Genomic DNA, 18,232 nt, shown 5'->3' on the forward strand with positions numbered 1-18,232 from the left:
GCAGCGTCAACCGAACAGCATCCAGGCCGCCACGCCGAGCAGCGGGATCACCGCGACGGCAATCATCAGCAGCGGCGCCGGCTCGTTGCCTTTGCGGCTCGGGTCGTCGAATTTGTCATTGCCCATGGCGCGACAAAGCATTGGCGGGCGATCCGTTCCTGGGCGTCAGCTGATCTGCAGCACGCCGCCGCGCAGCTTCGAATCCGCTGCAAAGTCCGGTCCCGGACTTGTCCCGATCGCCCCGCGCTGCTAGCTGTCTCGCGCCCCCGTGGCGACGCCGGCGTAGCACAGCGGTAGTGCAGCGGTTTTGTAAACCGAAGGTCGGGAGTTCGATCCTCTCCGCCGGCACCAGTCTCCTCGACATCGCGGCGCCGACCCAGCCGCCGTTAACGATTCGCTTGGCACGACAGCCGATGGAACTCGGATTCTGCGACGTGCGTTAGGCTTATCGGAAGTCCGCCACCGCGCCTTAACCCATCCGCCAGGCTTTTCGACTACCCTCGGGTCATGTCCATGAAACGCCCCACGCTGCGCGTTGCGCAGGCGATGCTGCTTCTGTCCCTGACCGCGGCGCCGGCGCTCGCCGACAGCGGCGGCTTCGCCATCGTCGTTCCGGGCCGCCCCGGCGTGCCGATCATCATCAACGGCCGCGACGTGTCCTATTCGGTGGTTGAAGGCGATTGGGGGCTGGAGCGCGGCGTGCACCGGCAGCCGACCTTCTACGGCAGCCGCCCGGTCCGCCTGCCCGAGGTCGGGCACTATTATCCCGGCTCGAACCGCTTGCCCGGCTATGGCCGGCTCGAGGTCGAGCCGCCGGCGAACCGGCCGCTGCCGAAGCCGGCCGAGAGTTTCCGTCAGTCCTGGGAAGTGGAATCGCGTCCGCCGCAGCCCGCCGCGGCGCCGCTGCCGATGGATCCGCCGCAGGTGATCATCGCGCCGCCGCTGGACGAACGCGGAGGACGGCCGCCCTACGAGCCGAATTTCCGCGGGCCGCGCGGCTAGATCGCGCGCTGCGGACTGCGTCATTTCAACGTGACCTAACCAAGAAAAGACACCCAACAGGAGAGACACATGCGTCAGATGATCTCGGGACTGGTGGCGGCGATGGCCGTCGTGACCGTCAGCGCCGCGCCGGCGCTGGCTTGTGGCGGCGGCCTGTACGCGGGCGCCTGCGCGCCCTGCGGCGCGGTCAGCAGCTGCGGCTCCGCGGCCTATGTCCCGTATGATTACGGCTATGGTTATGGCTACGGTTCCGCGGCGTTCGAAAGGCTGCCGGATCCGACGCGCTATTACTACGTCGATCAGGGCCCGACCTATTCCGGCCCGGGCAATTTCGCGCCGGCGCCGTATTACGACAACCGCGCCATCTCGGTGTGGCGGACCGGCACCGCCTACAATGGCGGCGTCTATGCGAACGCGATGACGCATCAATATGTTGGCGCGCCGGCGATGGGCCCGGTGGTCTACAGCTACGGCCGTCGCCACGTTCGGCATCATCACCGCTACGGCATGCAGCACGGCGCCTATCACCGCGGGCATTACGGCGTGCCGCGCCATGTTGCCCACGGACCGCGCGCGCATCATCGCCACCACGCGCCGCTGCGCCGCTATTACTGATCGCCGTCCAGGCGAGGGCAGGGCGCCCGTCCGCAGCGATGCGGGCGGGCGTCGACGCTTGCAGGCTACCGCATCAGCCCGAGCCGGCTGGCGCCGATATACAGCGCCAGCGCCGCGGCGTTGGAGACGTTGAGGCTCTTGATCGCGCCCGGCATGTCGAGCCGCGCCACGACGTTGCAGGTCTCGCGCGTGAGCTGCCGCAGGCCCTTGCCCTCGGCGCCGAGCACCAGCGCCAGCGGCTGCCGCAGCTCGACTGCGGCGAGGTCGGCGCTGCCTTCGCTGTCGAGCCCGACGGTGAGGTAGCCGCGGTCCTCGAGTTCGGTCAGCGCGCGGGCGAGGTTGGTGACCAGCACCAGCGGCACCAGCTCCAGCGCGCCCGAGGCGGATTTGGCGAGCACGCCGGTGGCCTCCGGGCTGTGCCGCGCGGTGGTGACGATCGCCTTGACGGCGAACGCCGCGGCCGAGCGCATGATCGCGCCGACATTGTGCGGATCGGTGATCTGGTCGAGCACCAGCACGATGCCGTCCTCGGGAAGGGTGTCGATCCGCGGCGACTCCAGCGGGTCGACTTCCGCCAGCATGCCCTGATGCACCGCGTCGGGCCCGAGCCGCTGGTCGATCTCGCCGGGACGCACGATGTCCGGTGTGATCCTGGTGTTGATGTTCTCGTCGGCGAGTTTGCGCGCCGCGTTCTCGGTCAGGAGCAGCTTGCGGATGCGGCGCGCGGGATTGGCCAGCGCGGCGGTGACGGTGTGCCAGCCATACAGGATCGCCGGCCCGTCGGGATCGCGCTCGCGCGCGCCATGGCGCCCGCCTGATCCCTGCGGTCGGCCACGGTCCCGGTCGTCGCGGCGCTGGAACCGCGGATTTCGCTCTTTCGGACTCATCGCGCGGTTGTCCCACGCGGCCGCGCCCATGGCAATTTGGTCATGCCGCCGATTGGCCCAAGAAATTGTCATGTGATTGGTTGACTTGAGGGGGGCGCATCGCCCATAACCGCGCCGCGTTGCAGGCCCGCCCGCGGGCTCGCTGCGGCTGTCCGGTTCCGGTTTTGCCTGCCAAAGGCGTTCGGCCGGCGGCACGGGCGGGGGAGTGTCCCGAGTGGCAAAGGGAGCTGACTGTAAATCAGCCGCCTTATGGCTTCGCAGGTTCGAGTCCTGCCTCCCCCACCATCCAACAAATAATTGAAAAGATTAACGAATAGACGCGCCGCACCGGTCGCCTGTGCAGGCCTTGATGGCTTGGCCGACGGCCGCCTCGAGATCGGCTGCCTGGGCCTCGAGATCGGCTTCAAACGGGACCTGGGGGCTATCGGTGGCTTTGGCGGCCTCGGTCGTCTCGGCGATCTCGGATTGACTGTGAATCAGTTCGCTCTCGTTTCGTCAACGGAGGATTGGAGAAGGACGACGGCTGGCCATTTGGGTTCCTCACGGAGAACCAGGCGGGGTCGAGGCAATGAGCCGGCGCTCCGCCGCGGCCGACGAGGAGCCTGGGGGCGACAGTGCTGTCCGACCGAAGGGCGCAGGGTGGCGGGGATGGAGGGCGCTTCAGTGTGACCTCCGGCCCCGCTTCGAGTAAAGCGGTCAGCGCATTGCGTCAGGAGGCACTTGGTTGGGCAACTCCTGCGGAGATGACATTCCAATGTAAAACGGCGTCGCTATGGTGGCCGTTCTCTCTTATGATTGCATCGCTCCAGCCTCAGAACATCCCGTGTCGCAGTGCCGAGTGTCGTGAGATTTCAGATCCTCGTGGTTCTCTGGGGCGCCATCGTGTTTGCTGCGCCGAGTGCCACAGCTGCAGATCCCCACGTCGAGTTCAATATTCCAGCGCAATCGCTCGATGGCGTGCTGGATGCGTTCGGCACCGCGACTGGCAGCATTGCCGTCTACAATGGCAATCTTACGATCGGACTTCGGTCTCAAGGCCTGAAGGGGCGTTTCACTCCTGCCGAAGCGCTCAAGCGCCTGCTGCTGCACACCGGCCTTATCGGCGAATACACGAATGACAATGCATTTGTGGTTCTGGCGGTGCCGAGCTCGGCTGCGTCACTAGCGACGGCCTCGGCAATCGCGCAGGCCGCATTGTCGCAGCAAAATGTCGACGAGCAACGCTATTCCGGCCTGTTGCAGGAGACGGTCGTAAGGGCACTCTGTCTGCGTCCCGAGACGCAGACCGGGGGCTATCGTGCGGTCATCAGCTTCTCGGTCGACGCGTCGGGCGAAGTCGTTCGTCCCAGATTGCTGAGTTCGACGGGCGATCAGCGGTTGGATGCTGCGATTCCCGAAACCCTCGGCGGCATCGTGGTCGGCCGGTTGCCTCCACCGCGGATGGCGCAACCGTTCACGATGATCGTCCTGCCGCAGACGACCTCGACGGCTGGCTTCTGTCCACCGAGGCTTGCGCGCGGATCGCGCGATGAGTAGAGCTCCGTGCAATTCGGATGGGACCGCGCATGGTCTCGGAGAGGCAGTTCCTGTCTTGCGTGAATCTTTCGGCCAACGGAGTCTGTTGACGGTCATGGTCGATCGCTACGGCGATCTGCGACGCCGTCTGACACGTCGATTGGGATCTGCCGACTGGGCCGACGATGCGTTGCAAGATACTTATGTGCGCCTGAACGGCAGCGAAGTCGTCGGCGAGGTGCGCAACCCCGTTGCATATTTGTTGCGCGCGGCCTTCAACAACGCGTTGAATCTGCGGCGGGCGGAAACCAGACGCCTGAGCGCCGATGAAGTCGACGCGTTGCTGCACATTGCCGACGACGCCCCCGACGTCTTGCGGATCATCGAGGGGCGCTCCGACATCGAGAGGCTGAAGCGGATCATGACGGAGTTGACGCCGCGCCAGCGGGAGATCCTGCTCGCAGCCCGCGTCGACGGCCTGTCGCGGCATGAGATCGCCGACCGGTTGGGGATCTCGGTGAGTCTGGTCGAGAAAGAACTGCGACGCGCTCAAGAATTTTGCATGTTACGCTTCCAGCAGAAAACGCCGCGGTAGCGAATTGTGATGAGAATATGCGGGAGCGGCCTACGAGACGTGTCTGCTACATGATTGCCGCATGTCGCGACGGCGGAGCGTCGCTTCGGCAGCGGGAAACGGATTTCCACTGATTCATGATCGACAACGACCAGCAAGACCGCGAACTGACGCCGATCGAGCGTGAGGCGCATGCGTGGGTCCGGCGGCTCACGTCGGGGCATGCGAGCGCCGCCGACGGCGCTGCGCTGCGTGAATGGTGCAGCCGAAACCCGGGCAACGCCGCGGCCTTCTCGGAGGCGAGCCAGTTCTGGACCGCGCTCGGTTCGGCGGGGCGGTCCTTGCGGGAGGATGCGGGAGCACAGAAGCGCGGTCCTGCGTCGCGGCGCCATGGCGTCGTCACGACGCGCCGGGCGGTCCTGGCCGGGGCGCTCGCAGCATCGGCAGCCGGGGTGATGATCGTCCGGCCGCCATTGGAACTGTGGCCCTCGCTGTCCGAGCTCCGGGCGGACTATCGCACGGGGCCCGGCGAACAGCGCCAAATCTCGCTTGCCGACGAAGTATCGGTGCAGATGGACAGCAAGACCAGCCTTGCCGTCGCGCCCGCTGGCGGCGCCGCCGGTGTCGAACTGATCGCTGGCCAGGCGTCGTTCAAGTTGCCGGAGCAAGGCGTAGCGCCGTTCAGAGTGATCGCAGGGCAAGGACGCAGCTCCGCGGTCAAGGCTCATTTTGACATCCGTCTGGCCGGAACGTCGGTCTGCGTGACCTGTCTGTCGCACCAGGTCGACATCGACTATCGCGGCCAGCGAGCGGTGCTGCAGGAGCGACAGCAGGTGTTCTATGGCGAACGCGGACTCGGCGCCGTGGCGACGATCGATCCGGCGGTCGTCTCGGCGTGGCAGACCGGCCTGCTCATCTTCAACATGACGCCGCTCCGTGAGGTGATCGACGAACTCAACCGATATCGGTCCGGACGCATCATCCTGCTGGCGTCCCGGATGGCGGGAAGTCCGGTCAAGGGCCGGTTCAGGATCGATCGTCCCGACGAGGCGCTGGCGCAGATCCAGCGTGCGTTTGACGTCGAGCGCCGCGATCTGCCGGGCGGCATTGTACTGCTGAGCTAGCCACCGGAGATCGCACGGCCTCACCGGCGCAGCGGCCGAGAAGTTGTGCGCATGCCGATGCGCTACAGGCTGACACGTAACCTTCACAAAAATCCTTTGAGGCTTGGTGCTGCGGCGCGTGTCAAAGACATGCGTGGGGTGATGAACGATCTCAGTCGTTCTGCCGCCGCGCGTGTTCGCGATCGAGAAAGTCGTCAATGTCCTTCAACCGCTCGTCCCGCCCGCGCCGTTCCCGTCAGATGTCGAAGCCTCGGCCGCTCGCCGTGCTGCCGCTGTCGCGCAAGACGCTGTTGCACGGCACGAGTCTGCTGGCTCTGTTGCTGTTGCCGACGATTGCGGCCGAAGCCCGCTCGCTCGGTGCGAGCGCGACGTCGTCGGCGACGGCGATTGCGGCGGATGCAGCGGCGCAGGCCGCGGCGCAGGCCGCATCCGCGGCGGCGCAGGGCTCGGCGTCGCTATCTCGGGCGACGGCAGCGCTCCAGGCCATGCAGGCGGCGCAAGCCGCGGCGCGCGCGGCGGCTGGTAGTGCGGCCGGCGTGCCGAACGGCCTGACTGTCGGCGGTCTGGTGCCGGATTCCGGCCTCGCGGCGGCCGGTGTCGCGCGTCCGGTGGTGAGCTGGACCAACGCGCGCACGCCGGTGCAGAGCGGACCGACGGATTCGCCGACCGTCAAGGTGCAGCAGACCGGCGCGCAGGCGATCCTCAACTGGTCGAGCTTCAATGTCGGGGCGAGCACGAGCCTCGTGTTCGACCAGCAGGGCAATTCGAGCTGGGTCGCGCTCAACCGCGTCGGCGCCTCGTCGTCGCCGAGCCAGATCCTCGGCAACATCAAGGCCGACGGTTCGGTCTACATCATCAACCAGAGCGGCATCATCTTCGGCGGCGGCAGCCAGATCAATGTCGGCAGCCTGATCGCCTCGGCGGCCGGGATCACCGACGCTCAGTTCCTGACCTACGGAATCTTCTCGCCGCAGAGCGGCAGCTACACGCCGTCGTTCACTGCGGCGGGCGGCAAGATCGTCGTCGAGTCCGGAGTTCTGATCACCACGGCTGCGCCCCTGGCGGTGACCAGCGGCGGCGGTTCGGTGATCCTGCTCGGCACCGAGGTGCTGAATGCCGGCACCATCACCACGCCGAAGGGCCAGACCGTGCTGGCGGCCGGCGACAGCTTCATTCTGCGCGCAGGCTACAGCACCGACGGCAACGCCACGTCGACCACCCGCGGCGTCGAAGTCGCGCCGGTACGAGCCGCCAACAGCCCCAACGGGGCGGTGAGCAACAGCGGTCTCGTTTTCGCTCAGCAGGGCGACATCACGCTGGCCGGCCATGCGGTGACGCAGAACGGCCTCCTGATCTCGACCATCTCGGTCGATCAGCGCGGCACGATCCATCTTTTGAACTCGCGCAGCGATGCGACCGGCAGCGTGACGCTGACCGGCGACGCCATCACCGCCGTGTTGCCCGAGCTCGACAACACGGCGACTGCCTTCAACAGCCAGCGCGACGCTTTGATCGCCGACTCGGCGAAGCAGAACGCCAACCGCTTCAACGCGGGGCTGCCGCAGTTCGACAATCTCAGCCCGATGAACGACCGGCAGGATCAGTCGCGGATCGAGATCGTCTCGGGCGGCTTGGTCGACTTCAAGCCGAATTCGCTGACGCTCGCCCAGGGCGGCCAGATCTCGACCTACTCGACCACGCGCATCCTGGTCGAAACCGGCGCTACGCTCGACGTGTCCGGTACCGCCGGCACGGTGCTGCCGGCCTCGGCCAACAGCCTCAAGATCAACGTCCAGCCCAACGAGCTGCGCGACAGCCCGATCAATCGCGACAGCGGCGTCCTGATCAACAAGGACGTCTGGATCGACGCCCGCGATCTGGTGCTGGTGCCGGCCGGCACCGGCGGCTACGCGTCTGATCGCTATTACACCAAGGGTGGGCTGCTCGAAGTCGCCGGCTACGTCGCCAACACCGGCCACACCATCGGCGAATGGACCGCGGTCGGCGGTACCATCACGCTGACTGCGCCGAACGTCACGGCGCGCAAGGGCGCGTTGTTCGACCTGTCGGGCGGCATGGTGACCTACGCGGCGGGCGACATTCTCACCGCCATTGTGATCGGCGCCGACGGGCGCGCCTACAGCATCGGCGACGCGCCGGCGAATTTGCCGATCATCAGCTACGGCAGCGGATTCACCCGCGAACATCCGCGCTGGGGTCAGAGCGAGACCTGGACCAGCCCCAATCGCGGCGCGACGCGCATCGTGCATCAAGAATCCTACAGCGTCGGCCGCGACGCCGGCCTGCTGCAGATCTATGCGGGCACGTCGGAGATCGAGGCGACGATCGAGGCGCAGGTCTATGACGGCGAGCGCCAGACTGCGGCGCGGCCCGCGTCGACCGCCGACGGTTACAAGCTTGGCCAGACCCAGGTGCCGCTGGCGGGCCGGCTAGGGCTCGGATTCTACGAGACCGCCACGGGCATCTATGGCGACGCGCGGTCTTCCGTCGTATTCACCGATGCGCCGCAATCGGCTGGCGCGCAAGGTGCCGGCCATGTGTTCGACAGCGCAGCGTTGTCGAGCTATCAGCTCGGCGGCATCAGTGTTTCGACGACGTCGACCATCGATATCAAGGGCGACCTGACGCTGGCGCCGGGCGGCGTGCTCGATCTCAACGCCCAGGGTAAGATCGACGTCGCCGGCAATCTCACCGCGCCGGCCGGCCGCATCGCCCTCACATCGTCGGGCGGCAGCCTGACCGTCGAAAGTGGCGTGGCGATCGACACCCGCGGTCTGTGGACCAACCTGTCGCTCGATCCGCTCAAGTCCTACGGTCTCGGCTATCTCAACGGCGGCGCGATCTCGCTGTCCGCAACCAACCTGACGCTTGCGGACGGATCGTCGCTCGACGCCTCCGCCGGCGGCGCCATCCTGGCCAACGGCAAGACCAAGGGCGGCGACGGCGGCGACATCACGCTGCGCGCCACCGGCGCAATGACGCTCGACGGGGAGTTCGCGTCCTACGGCTTCGGTAAGGGTGGCAAACTCAATATCATCACCCAGGGGCCGATCTCGATTGGCGGAAGACTGGCGGACGGCGGCGTCGTCGCCGCGAACCAGAGCTTCCTGATGGACCTCAAACTGGCCAAGGACACCGTGTTTCCGGCGGGCAGCATATTGCCGTTCGCGACGACCATAACGACGCCAAGCTTGTATTTGCCTGGGCAGACGGTGGTCGGCACTGCCGAATACAGGGGAGTCGATCGGTACGAATCCGTCCTCATCGGTCCAGGCGGCTGGACGGTCCCGGCCGGAAGCAGAGCGAACTACACGGACCCGGATACGTACGACACCACGTGGTACCAAGCCGGCGCCATCATCCCAGCTGGAACCCAGATCAACTATATTTATCTGAACGCTCCGTCCGGATTTCTCGTCAGCGCGAGTGCTTTCCCGAACGGACTTCCGGCCGAGCCGTCGACGCAGAGCGTCGCTGCCGGCACACCGATTCCCAGCGCCTACACGGCGCTCGCCGGCACCGTCATTCCCAAGGACACGGTGCTGCAGCAGGCCGTGGCGGTTCTGACGGGGCCGCAGATCGCCGACGCGGCGACGTTCTTCAGCCGCGGTTTCTCGTCTTACGGCCTGACCAGCCCGGGCGGCGTGTACGTGCTGCCGGGTGCATCGATTCAGGTGACGCAGCCGGTGTTCCAGTTCACCACGGCGAGCCTGACGGCGCCTACGGGCAGCAATCCGGCCATCGTCGCGCCCGTGGTCCTGCCGCCATTGTTCACCGAGGATGCCGTTCGCGGCACGATCACGCAGCGCGCCGGCGCCGATCTGGTGATCGGCAATCCCAACGACATCAATGTAACGCCGGGCTCGATGAACAGTTCGAGCGCGAGCCAGGGCGACTTCGTGCTCGGCCGCGGCGCGTCGATCACGGTCGATCCCGGCCGCTCGGTCAGCGTCGGCAGCTCCGGCCAGATCACCATCGACGGCAGCATCACCGCCCGCGGCGGCGCGATCACCCTCGTCAACAATGCGTGGCAGCCACAGGTGCTGTCGACTGCGCCCTATGTGTTGAGCGGCCGCTCGGTGTGGATCGGCAGCGAGGCGCGGCTCGACGTCTCCGGTCTCGCCTATACGGCGTTCGATCTCAAAGGCCGTGCATACGGCTCTCTGAGCGCCGGCGGCTCGGTGGTGCTGGGCGCGCTCAACGTTACGCCGGCGAGCTATGGGCTGCGGTCCGGCAACGCCTTCGTGGTGATCCGCCCCGGCGCGGTGATCGACGCCTCCGGCGCCAGCGCCACACTCGACATGCTGTCGTCCGACAACCCGGCCGACGCCCGTCTCGTCGCCAGCGACGGCGGCCTGATCGCGCTGGCATCGCAATGGGGCATCTACAACGACGGCCGCCTCAATGCCCGCGCGGGCGGTGCAGGGGCCAGCGGCGGCACGCTGGTCTATACGCTCGAGACGCCGCCGATCGCTTTGGAATCCTTTCAGGACCCAATCGCCCTGCTGCCGGTCGATGCGCGCGCCGCGCGGGTGATCACGGTGGCGCAGACCTATGGCGCGAGCAGCCTGTCGAGCAACCTCGTCGCCGGTGCGACCGATACGGGCCTTCGGCTCGGCCAGGCCCGGCTCGGCGTCGATCAGATCCAGGCCGGCGGCTTCGGCTCGCTGTCGCTGTGGGCGCGGGGCGCCATCCTGTTCGACGGCAATGTCAGCCTGGCGATGTCGCGCAGCGTGACGCTGCGGCAGGGTCCGCTGATGAACAGTTCGGCGACCGGCCAGGCGTCGGTGTCGGCGCCGTACGTTCTGCTCGACGGCATGACGGTGATGGGGGATGACAGCTACCAGTCTGTCTATCTCCCGAACGAACGCGCGGCCTATCCGACCGGCGCCGCGCTGACCATCTCGGGCGATCTCGTCGATGCCAGAAACCGGGTGCGGACCACTTATCGCGATACAAACGTGATCAGCTCCGGCGATCTGCGCTTCCTTGCCGCCACTGCCGCGACGGAAGTCGGCCAGAACGGCACCGCCACCTCCGGCCGGGTCACCACGCTCGGCGCCAGCGGCAATCTGACGCTCACCGCCGCGCAGGTCTATCCGGCCTCCGGCGCGCGCGCGGTCGCTGCCGCTGGCGTGACGCAGACCACTTGGCAGGGCGCCCTGACCTATGGCGCAACCGGCTCGGTGCTGACCATCCGCCGCAACGGCGACACGCCGGCGATGCCGTATTCGCTGTTCGGCTCGCTCGAACTCTATGCGGACAATATATATCAGGGTGGTGTCGTTCGCGCGCCGTTCGGCTCGATCATCGTCGGCCGCAGCGATTTGAATGGGGGGAAGGCTCCGACCCAGGTCGAATTGCTGTCCGGCAGCATCACCTCGGTGAGCACCGACGGGCTGGTGATGCCCTATGGCGGCTCAAGCGACGGCGTCAACTATCTCGTAGACGGCGCCGCGGCGGTGTTCGCGGATCTGGGAGGCGCCTTCGCGCTCAAGGACGGCACGCGGGCGAGTATCGGCATAACGCTTAATGGCCGGCGGCAGACGGTCGATGCGGGCGCGCTGCTCGATCTGTCGGGTGGCGGTACGCTCACCGGAGCGGCCTTCCTCACCGGCCGCGGCGGCTCGGTCGACGTGCTCATGACGCCGCTCGCCAACGCCAATCCCGGCAACACTTACAGCTCGGCCCGCAATTCCGTTTATGCGATCGTTCCTGGCGTGGTGACGGCACCGGTCACTGGCGGCTACAACACGGCGTGGACCGGATCGACGCCCGGCATCGGTCAACAGATCACCGTTCCGGCCGGTGTTCCCGGCCTGCCGGCCGGCACCTACACGCTCTTGCCGGCAAGCTACGCGCTGTTGCCCGGCGCCTTCCGTGTCGAACTCGCGGCCACGACGACCACGCGGCTGCCGAACGTGGCGACGCTTGCCAACGGCTCGACCATCGTCCCGGTCTATCGGGGTATCGCCGACACCTCGATCGTCAATGCGCTGCCGACCCAGGCCATCGTCACTCCGGCGCCGACGGTGCGGAAATATTCGCAATACCAGGAGCAGAGCTATACCGGCTTCGTGCTGGCCCAGGCCGCTCAGTTCGGCAACATCCGCTACATGATCGAGGCGGACGCTCACACCTTGACCGCCAGCGTGCGCTCGACCGCGGCGGATGCCGTCAACAGCGCCTTTATGTTCAGCGGCAAGGCGGATTTCACCGCGGACACCGGTGGGCTGTCCGGCGTGTTTGTGCTGGCGCCGGCGCGCGGGATCTACGACAACGCCACCACGGATCTCGTGATCACGGGCGATGCTTCTCAGGCGGTCAACAGCGCCAATGTAACGACGGTCTCGGCGGCGGCGATCGCGGCCGTCGACGCACCGAACGTCTCGCTTGGCAGCAGTGTCTACAGCTTGGGCAGTCTCAACGGCAACACTGACCGCAATGTCTATATCACCGCCGCCGCCCGCAGCCTCACGCTCGACGCCAACGTCCACCTGACGGCGGACTCCATCTTCCTCGGCGCGGTCAATACCGTCACGCTGTCGGAGGGGGTGATCGTCTCGACGCTAGGCCACGGCTACTCCTGGCTCAATACCGCCACCGGCCTCAAGTTGGGCTACATCAACGGAGGCGCTGTGCTTGGCGCCTCCAATGACACATTCATCATCGGCACGCCCACCGGCTCGACCACCTCGATCCTGATGAAGAACGGCAGCGGCCTCTATTCGGAGGGCAGCATCGGATTCTTTGCCGATCGCGGGCTGTCAACGCAGGGCAGCATCGGCCTCGGCACCCGGCGGCTGGCGCTCAACGCGGCGTCGCTCAACATTGGCACCGAGGCTTCGCTCGCCGCGGTTTCGAGCGTGCTGCCGGCCGGGCTCAATCTCACCCAGACATTCCTCAACACGCTGTTCGCCGGCGGCGGCGTTCCCGGCGCGCCGGCGGTCGAACAATTGACGCTCGGTGCCCGCAACGGCGTCAATTTCTTCGGCGACGTCACCCTCAGCACCATCGATCCCGCGACCGGCAAGTCCCGTCTCGCCGAGCTGGTGCTGGCCGGTCCTTCGATCTACGGCTACGGCACCTCGGCTGACACCGCCCGGATCGTCACCGACACGCTGGTCTGGCAGGGCAATTCGCAGCCCGTGGCGCGCATCGCCGGCCTCGGCAACGCGGGCGCATTCGCGGTCGACGCCCGGCAGATCCTGTTCGGCACGCCGAGCAACGTCGCGCCGGTGAGCGGCGCGAACTACAATCGCCTGATGCTCGGCTTCGACCGCGTCCAGTTCGGCGCCTCCGAGCGCATCAGCGCCAATGGCAGCGGCACGTTGTCGGTCTATGGCAGCGGGCCGGCGGTGACGTCGAGCTTCGATCCCGCGACCTATCGCGGCACCGGCAATGCGCTGAGCTTGCAGACGCCGCTGATGACGACCGAATCCGGCGCGACCTTCAGCCTCTACAGCAACGCCATCGACGTGACGGCGCCTGCGGGCAGTTCGGCCGGCGCAGCCGGCAGCCTCGGCGGCACACTGTCGATCAATGGCGACAGCCTCACGGTGGCCTCGGCGATCGTGCTGCCGGCGGGCCGGCTCAGCCTGACCGCGCGCAACGGTGATCTCGTTCTCACCGATGCGGCGCGGCTCGACGTCGCCGGTCATGCTATCGATTTCAACGGCGTGCTCAAACAGGCTTGGGCGGGCGACATCTTGCTGACCAGCCAGACCGGCAACGTGATAACGGGGCAGGGCTCGGTGATCGATCTGTCGTCGGAGGGCAGCGACGCCGGCAATCTGACCATCACGGCGGCGGGCGCCGCGCGTCTTGCCGGCGCCCTGAAGGGCTCGGGCGGCGGCAACGGCGCGCGCGACGGCGCGTTTAACCTCACCGCCGACTCGCTCGGCGGCGATCTCACCGCATCGTTCGCGGCGCTGAACCAGGCGCTGAACGGCAGCGGTTTTGGCTACAGCCGCGCCTTCACCTTCGCCAGCGGCAGCCTTGTGGTCGGCAACGACGTCCGCGCCCGCAACGTGGCGATCGCGGTCAACGGCGGCAGCCTGACCGTCGCCGGCCGCATCGACGCCGCAGGCCGCGGCACCGGTTCGGTCCGGCTGTCGGCGCGCGACGACGTGCGGCTGACCGGGAGCGCCGTGCTTGACGTCCGTGGCACGTCGCTGGTGCTGGACAGCTATGGTCAGGTGATCGAGGCCTCCAACCGCAACAGCGTCGAGATCAACACCGGCGCGGCCGGCTGGCTGCGCCTCGATGCCGGCGCCACCATCGATACCTCGTCGCCCGACGGCGTCGCGCGCGGCCGTGTCGACCTCAACGCCCGCCGCAGCACGGAGACCGGCGGCGACATCCAGATCGACGCCTCCGGTCCGCTCAATCTGCGCGGCATCGGCAGCCTCGCCGTGAATGCCTACTGGACCTACAGCCCGAGCGATGCCAACGGCTCGATCGTGCAGGACAACACCACGACGGGAGTTCCGACCGGCGCTGTCGGCTTGAAGCAGATCGACGCCACCAACCAAACCTTCTACGCCAATGCGCTCGGCAATAGCGGGCTGCAGACCCGTCTCACCGGCCTGAAGACTGCGGCGGGCGCCGCCTATCACCTGCGGCCGGGCGTCGAGATCGTCTCCAGCGTTGCCTCGGGCGGCAAGCTGACGGTGCTCGGCGATCTCGATCTCGCCGGCTATCGCTACGGGGCGGACGCCGACCGCAACTCGGCTTCGGTCACCTACGGCTTCGGCGAGCCGCTCGCGCTCGCCATCCGCGCCAGCGGCAATCTCGATATCAAGGGCTCGATCACCGACGGCTTCGGCGTGCCGAAGACCAGCCCTGACGAGAACAACTTCCGCGACCGGACGATCTCGACGACCTCTACGATAGACATGGGATTATTTCCCGGCGGGTTTACCGTGGACGATGGCGACACATCGCACGACACGACAGCCGGCTATTTCGACGCCGACAATTGGTGGGCCTATGTGTACCCGCAGCCCATGACCCTCGTCCACGATTGGACGAACACCGAATGGACAGCGATGAAAGACAGCACCGGCCGCACTTACGCGCCGGGGACTGTGGTGCCGGCAGGCACCACATTGGTCGGATATGTCGGAGGCTATCCACTCCATTTCAACGTCGGCACAGTCGTTCCCGACTTCCGGTTGATCGTCACCACCCTCTCCAAGGGCAAGATCTACGCGATCGCGCCGATGCTGGCGCCGGGGGCGATGTCGGCTTCGATCCGGCTGGTCAGCGGCGCCGATCTCGCCTCGGCCGACAGCCGTGCCTTGCTCTCCGCCACCGCTCTGGCGGGCGTGGGCAACATGACTCTCGACGACTACCACACCCACACGCCGTCCGGGTCCGGCGGCGACAATCAGACGTCGCAGATATCGAGCGTGATCCGCACTGGCACCGGCGATCTCGATCTGCTGGCCGGTGGCTCGCTGGTCACCAAGTCGCTGTTCGGCATCTACACCGCCGGCACCCAGAGCGCGCCCCGCTCCGACGATAGCGACTTCACCACCAAACTCCCGGCCGGGTCGTTGTCGACCCCCGCTTTGATGGCGACGCTGAACGACCGCATCAGCTACTATCCGGAGCATGGCGGCGACCTGCGCGTCGTCGTGCAGGGCGATTACACCGGCTACCAGACCTTGCAGACGCTGAATGCCGGCAACTGGCTGATTCGCCAGGGGGCCAACGAGATCGGCCAGAAGACCGCCTGGTCGGTCAATTTCGGCAAATACTATAATAGCGGCTCATCGATCTCCGTCGATGCGATCAACGGCTTCGGCACCTTCGGCGGCGGCAACGCGGCCGTTACGATCGGCGGCAACGCCGGCGGCATCGCGCCTTATGATTATTTTCTTCAGAAATACACCGGCCTGATCGTCACCGTCGCGTCCACCGGCCGGGTACTCGGCGGCGGCACACTGGTCGAGACCGGCGGCGGGACGGTCGATATCGCCGTCGCCGGCAAGCTCAATGAGAAGTCGAGAGGCGGCTCGATCGTCGATCTGCGCGGCGCCGTCACGCTCACCGCCGGCCAGATCGGCGCCCTGTCCAAGACCTATAACACAGTGACGATCGGCGATCCACGTCCGAGCTCGCCACTGGTGGCTGGCGGGTTGGACAACAACGGTACCTTTGCTGGCCCTGGCTTGGGCCTCGGCGATGCCATGGCCACCGTGCGGTCGCGCGGCGATATGAATATGAGCGGCGCCGGCGATCTTGGCATCCTCGACAGCGCGACGACGGGCGACATCGCCAGCCCGACCACCGGCAGCACGGTCGCGAGCTGGTTCTCGCTGATGCGGGCGTCCACCGCGGTCGACATCATGTCGCTCGGCGGCGATCTCGTCACATCCATTGGGATGTCCCCGATCTACACGGCGGCGGCGGCCAGCGGCAGCATCTACTACATCAACGGGAACGGGATAAGTCAGGAGCCGGCACCTTTGGCGCAGATCGAGCTGCTCGCCCGCAATTCGATTTACGCCTCCGGACAATCTATTGGCGGGATGTCGCCGGCCGATCCGGCGCTGCTGCCGACGCCGTTCCACCCGGCCTTCGTCGAATGGACGAATAGCGTGATGTCGCGCACCAATACGCTGACGACGTACGATGCCTTCACCGATATCTACACTCCAACCTTCGGTCTCTACGCACTGGCTCCGAACGTCGCCACCAGCGATCTGCACGCCGGCGATCCAAACCCGGTACGCATCTATGCGGTGAACGGGGATATCGTTGGGCTGCAGCTTGCGACCGCCAAGCGGCTCGAGATGATCGCGGCCGGCGACATCGTGCTTCCCGGCACCAGTTTCGCCGCCGGAATATCCATCCTCCATGCCGACGCCAAGGACGTCTCCGTGATCCAGGCCGGTGGCAAGATCATCTACCCGAACGTCCGCATCGCCGGCCCCGGAACACTGTCGATGACCGCCGGCGGCGACATCAACCTCGCCGACAAGGGCAACATCGTCAGCACCGGCCCGGCCTATGCGGCCGATCTGCGGCCGGGGGCCTCGGTCGCGCTGCTCGCCGGCGCCGGCAGTACCGGCGCCGACTATGCCGCGGTGGCGTCGCTCTATCTCGACCCTGCCAATCGCGCCGTCAGCGGTACGCCGCTGGCCGATCAGCCCGGCAAGGTCGCCAAGACCTACGAGGCCGAGCTGAAGGATTGGCTGGCGCAGCGTTACGGCTACGCCACCCGCGACGACGCCGACGCCCGCGCTTACTTCGGCGGGCTCAAACCGGAGCAGCAGAACATCTTCCTGCGCCAGGTCTACTTTGCCGAGTTGAAGGCCGGCGGGCGCGAGTACAACGACGCCTCCAGCCCGCGCTACGGATCCTATCTGCGCGGGCGCCAGATGATCGCCACGCTGTTCCCAGACCGTGACGCGCTCGGCGGGCCGATCACCTACGACGGCGACATCTCGATCTTCTCCTCCGTCGCAAGCAACGGATTCCAGAACGGCGGCGGTGTGCGCACTATCGGCGGCGGCGACATCGCGCTGCTGACGCCCGGCGGCCGCCAGGTGATCGGCGTCGAAGGCGTGACGCCGCCAGCCGCCTCCGGCCTGATCACGCAAGGCGCCGGCGACATCAACCTCTATAGCAAGGGCTCGATCCTGCTCGGCCTGTCGCGCATCATGACCACCTTCGGCGGCAGCATCCTGGCCTGGTCGGCGGAGGGCGACATCAACGCCGGCCGCGGCTCCAAGAGCACGCAGATCTACACGCCGCCGAAGCGGATCTATGACAAATACGGCCATGTCGTGCTGTCGCCGCAGGCGCCCTCGACCGGCGCCGGCATCGCCACGCTGAATCCGGTGCCGGGCACCACCGCCGGCGACGTCGACCTGATCGCGCCTGAAGGCACCATCGACGCCGGCGAGGCGGGCATCCGGGTCTCGGGCAACATCAACCTCGCGGCGCTGCAGATCGTCAATGCCGCCAACATCCAGGTTCAGGGGACATCGACAGGCTTGCCGACCGTGCAGGGCCCGCCAGTCGCGGCGCTGACGGCTGCAAATAACGTCGCAGGTGCCGCGACGCCAGCCGCCTCCGGCCCGTCGCAGAACAACGACCGACCGTCGATCATTCTGGTTGAATTCCTCGGCTTCGGCGGAGGCGACGGCAGCGGTCAGCCTGGGTCTGGCAATCAGGGCCCAAAAGACAACTCACGCGAGCAGCACAGCTATAACGTCAACAGCCCGGTTCAACTCGTCGGCAATGGCCCGCTGACTGAGGCGCAGATGAGCGCGCTGACCGCCGAAGAGAAAAGGAACCTCGAGAGTCGCTGAGGGCGGACCCTGTTGCCCTGCACAAAGCGGCAGCGCATCGCTGCGACGCTAGGCGCGAGGGTTGCGTGCGCCTCGTTCGGCAATCGCCATGACCCCATCATCACCGGGCTCATTCGCAGCCGGAGCAGATGCCTGGGACTACACCATCGTCGCGGGAAACGGTCGTCA

At 66.8% G+C, this 18,232-nt stretch carries 8 protein-coding genes and 2 tRNA genes; 8 read left to right on the forward strand and 2 right to left on the reverse strand.

The window, feature by feature from the left end; genetic code table 11:
• Positions 1-6: 6 nt before the first annotated feature.
• Positions 7-141, reverse strand: coding sequence for a hypothetical protein (locus tag RPB_RS25155; protein ID WP_283804839.1), 135 nt, complete (start codon positions 139-141; stop codon positions 7-9).
• Between the two features lie 135 nt (positions 142-276).
• On the opposite strand from RPB_RS25155, the gene RPB_RS11045 reads away from it, so the two are divergent.
• The 3 genes from RPB_RS11045 to RPB_RS11055 all read left to right on the forward strand — a co-directional run bounded on the left by RPB_RS11045 (position 277) and on the right by RPB_RS11055 (position 1,617).
• Positions 277-351: transfer RNA gene (locus RPB_RS11045), tRNA-Thr, on the forward strand.
• 162 nt (positions 352-513) lie between these two features.
• Positions 514-1,002, forward strand: coding sequence for a hypothetical protein (locus RPB_RS11050; protein WP_011441093.1), 489 nt, complete (start codon positions 514-516; stop codon positions 1,000-1,002).
• Between the two features lie 69 nt (positions 1,003-1,071).
• Complete coding sequence (locus RPB_RS11055; protein ID WP_011441094.1) at positions 1,072-1,617, forward strand: hypothetical protein; 546 nt, start codon at positions 1,072-1,074, stop codon at positions 1,615-1,617.
• A gap of 65 nt (positions 1,618-1,682) precedes the next feature.
• On the opposite strand, the gene rlmB is transcribed toward RPB_RS11055, so the two are convergent.
• Positions 1,683-2,504, reverse strand: a complete 822-nt coding sequence (rlmB, locus tag RPB_RS11060; protein WP_011441095.1) for a 23S rRNA (guanosine(2251)-2'-O)-methyltransferase RlmB — start codon at positions 2,502-2,504, stop codon at positions 1,683-1,685.
• A gap of 199 nt (positions 2,505-2,703) precedes the next feature.
• Here rlmB and RPB_RS11065 point away from each other — a divergent pair.
• From RPB_RS11065 to RPB_RS11085, 5 genes are all read left to right on the forward strand, one after another.
• Positions 2,704-2,789: transfer RNA gene (locus RPB_RS11065), tRNA-Tyr, on the forward strand.
• 558 nt (positions 2,790-3,347) lie between these two features.
• Entirely contained in the window at positions 3,348-4,040 is a 693-nt protein-coding gene (locus RPB_RS11070) for a TonB C-terminal domain-containing protein (RefSeq protein ID WP_049824676.1), read from the forward strand.
• Between the two features lie 94 nt (positions 4,041-4,134).
• Complete coding sequence (locus tag RPB_RS11075) at positions 4,135-4,614, forward strand: RNA polymerase sigma factor (protein ID WP_049824677.1); 480 nt, start codon at positions 4,135-4,137, stop codon at positions 4,612-4,614.
• 116 nt (positions 4,615-4,730) lie between these two features.
• Positions 4,731-5,717, forward strand: coding sequence for a FecR family protein (locus tag RPB_RS11080; protein WP_011441098.1), 987 nt, complete (start codon positions 4,731-4,733; stop codon positions 5,715-5,717).
• 239 nt (positions 5,718-5,956) lie between these two features.
• A complete protein-coding gene (locus RPB_RS11085; protein ID WP_198135168.1) occupies positions 5,957-18,064 on the forward strand; it encodes a filamentous haemagglutinin family protein in 12,108 nt (4,035 codons plus the stop codon).
• Positions 18,065-18,232: the final 168 nt, after the last annotated feature.

Source organism: Rhodopseudomonas palustris HaA2, assembly GCF_000013365.1.
GTDB lineage: Bacteria > Pseudomonadota > Alphaproteobacteria > Rhizobiales > Xanthobacteraceae > Rhodopseudomonas > Rhodopseudomonas palustris_J.

Bases quoted from the DNA above. Each gene is read 5' to 3' on its own strand.
- RPB_RS25155 (WP_283804839.1), bottom strand. From the start codon at position 141: ATGCTTTGTCGCGCCATGGGCAATGACAAATTCGACGACCCGAGCCGC.
- RPB_RS11050 (WP_011441093.1), top strand. From the start codon at position 514: ATGAAACGCCCCACGCTGCGCGTTGCGCAGGCGATGCTGCTTCTGTCC.
- RPB_RS11055 (WP_011441094.1), top strand. From the start codon at position 1,072: ATGCGTCAGATGATCTCGGGACTGGTGGCGGCGATGGCCGTCGTGACC.
- rlmB (WP_011441095.1), bottom strand. From the start codon at position 2,504: ATGAGTCCGAAAGAGCGAAATCCGCGGTTCCAGCGCCGCGACGACCGG.
- RPB_RS11075 (WP_049824677.1), top strand. From the start codon at position 4,135: ATGGTCGATCGCTACGGCGATCTGCGACGCCGTCTGACACGTCGATTG.
- RPB_RS11080 (WP_011441098.1), top strand. From the start codon at position 4,731: ATGATCGACAACGACCAGCAAGACCGCGAACTGACGCCGATCGAGCGT.
- RPB_RS11085 (WP_198135168.1), top strand. From the start codon at position 5,957: ATGTCGAAGCCTCGGCCGCTCGCCGTGCTGCCGCTGTCGCGCAAGACG.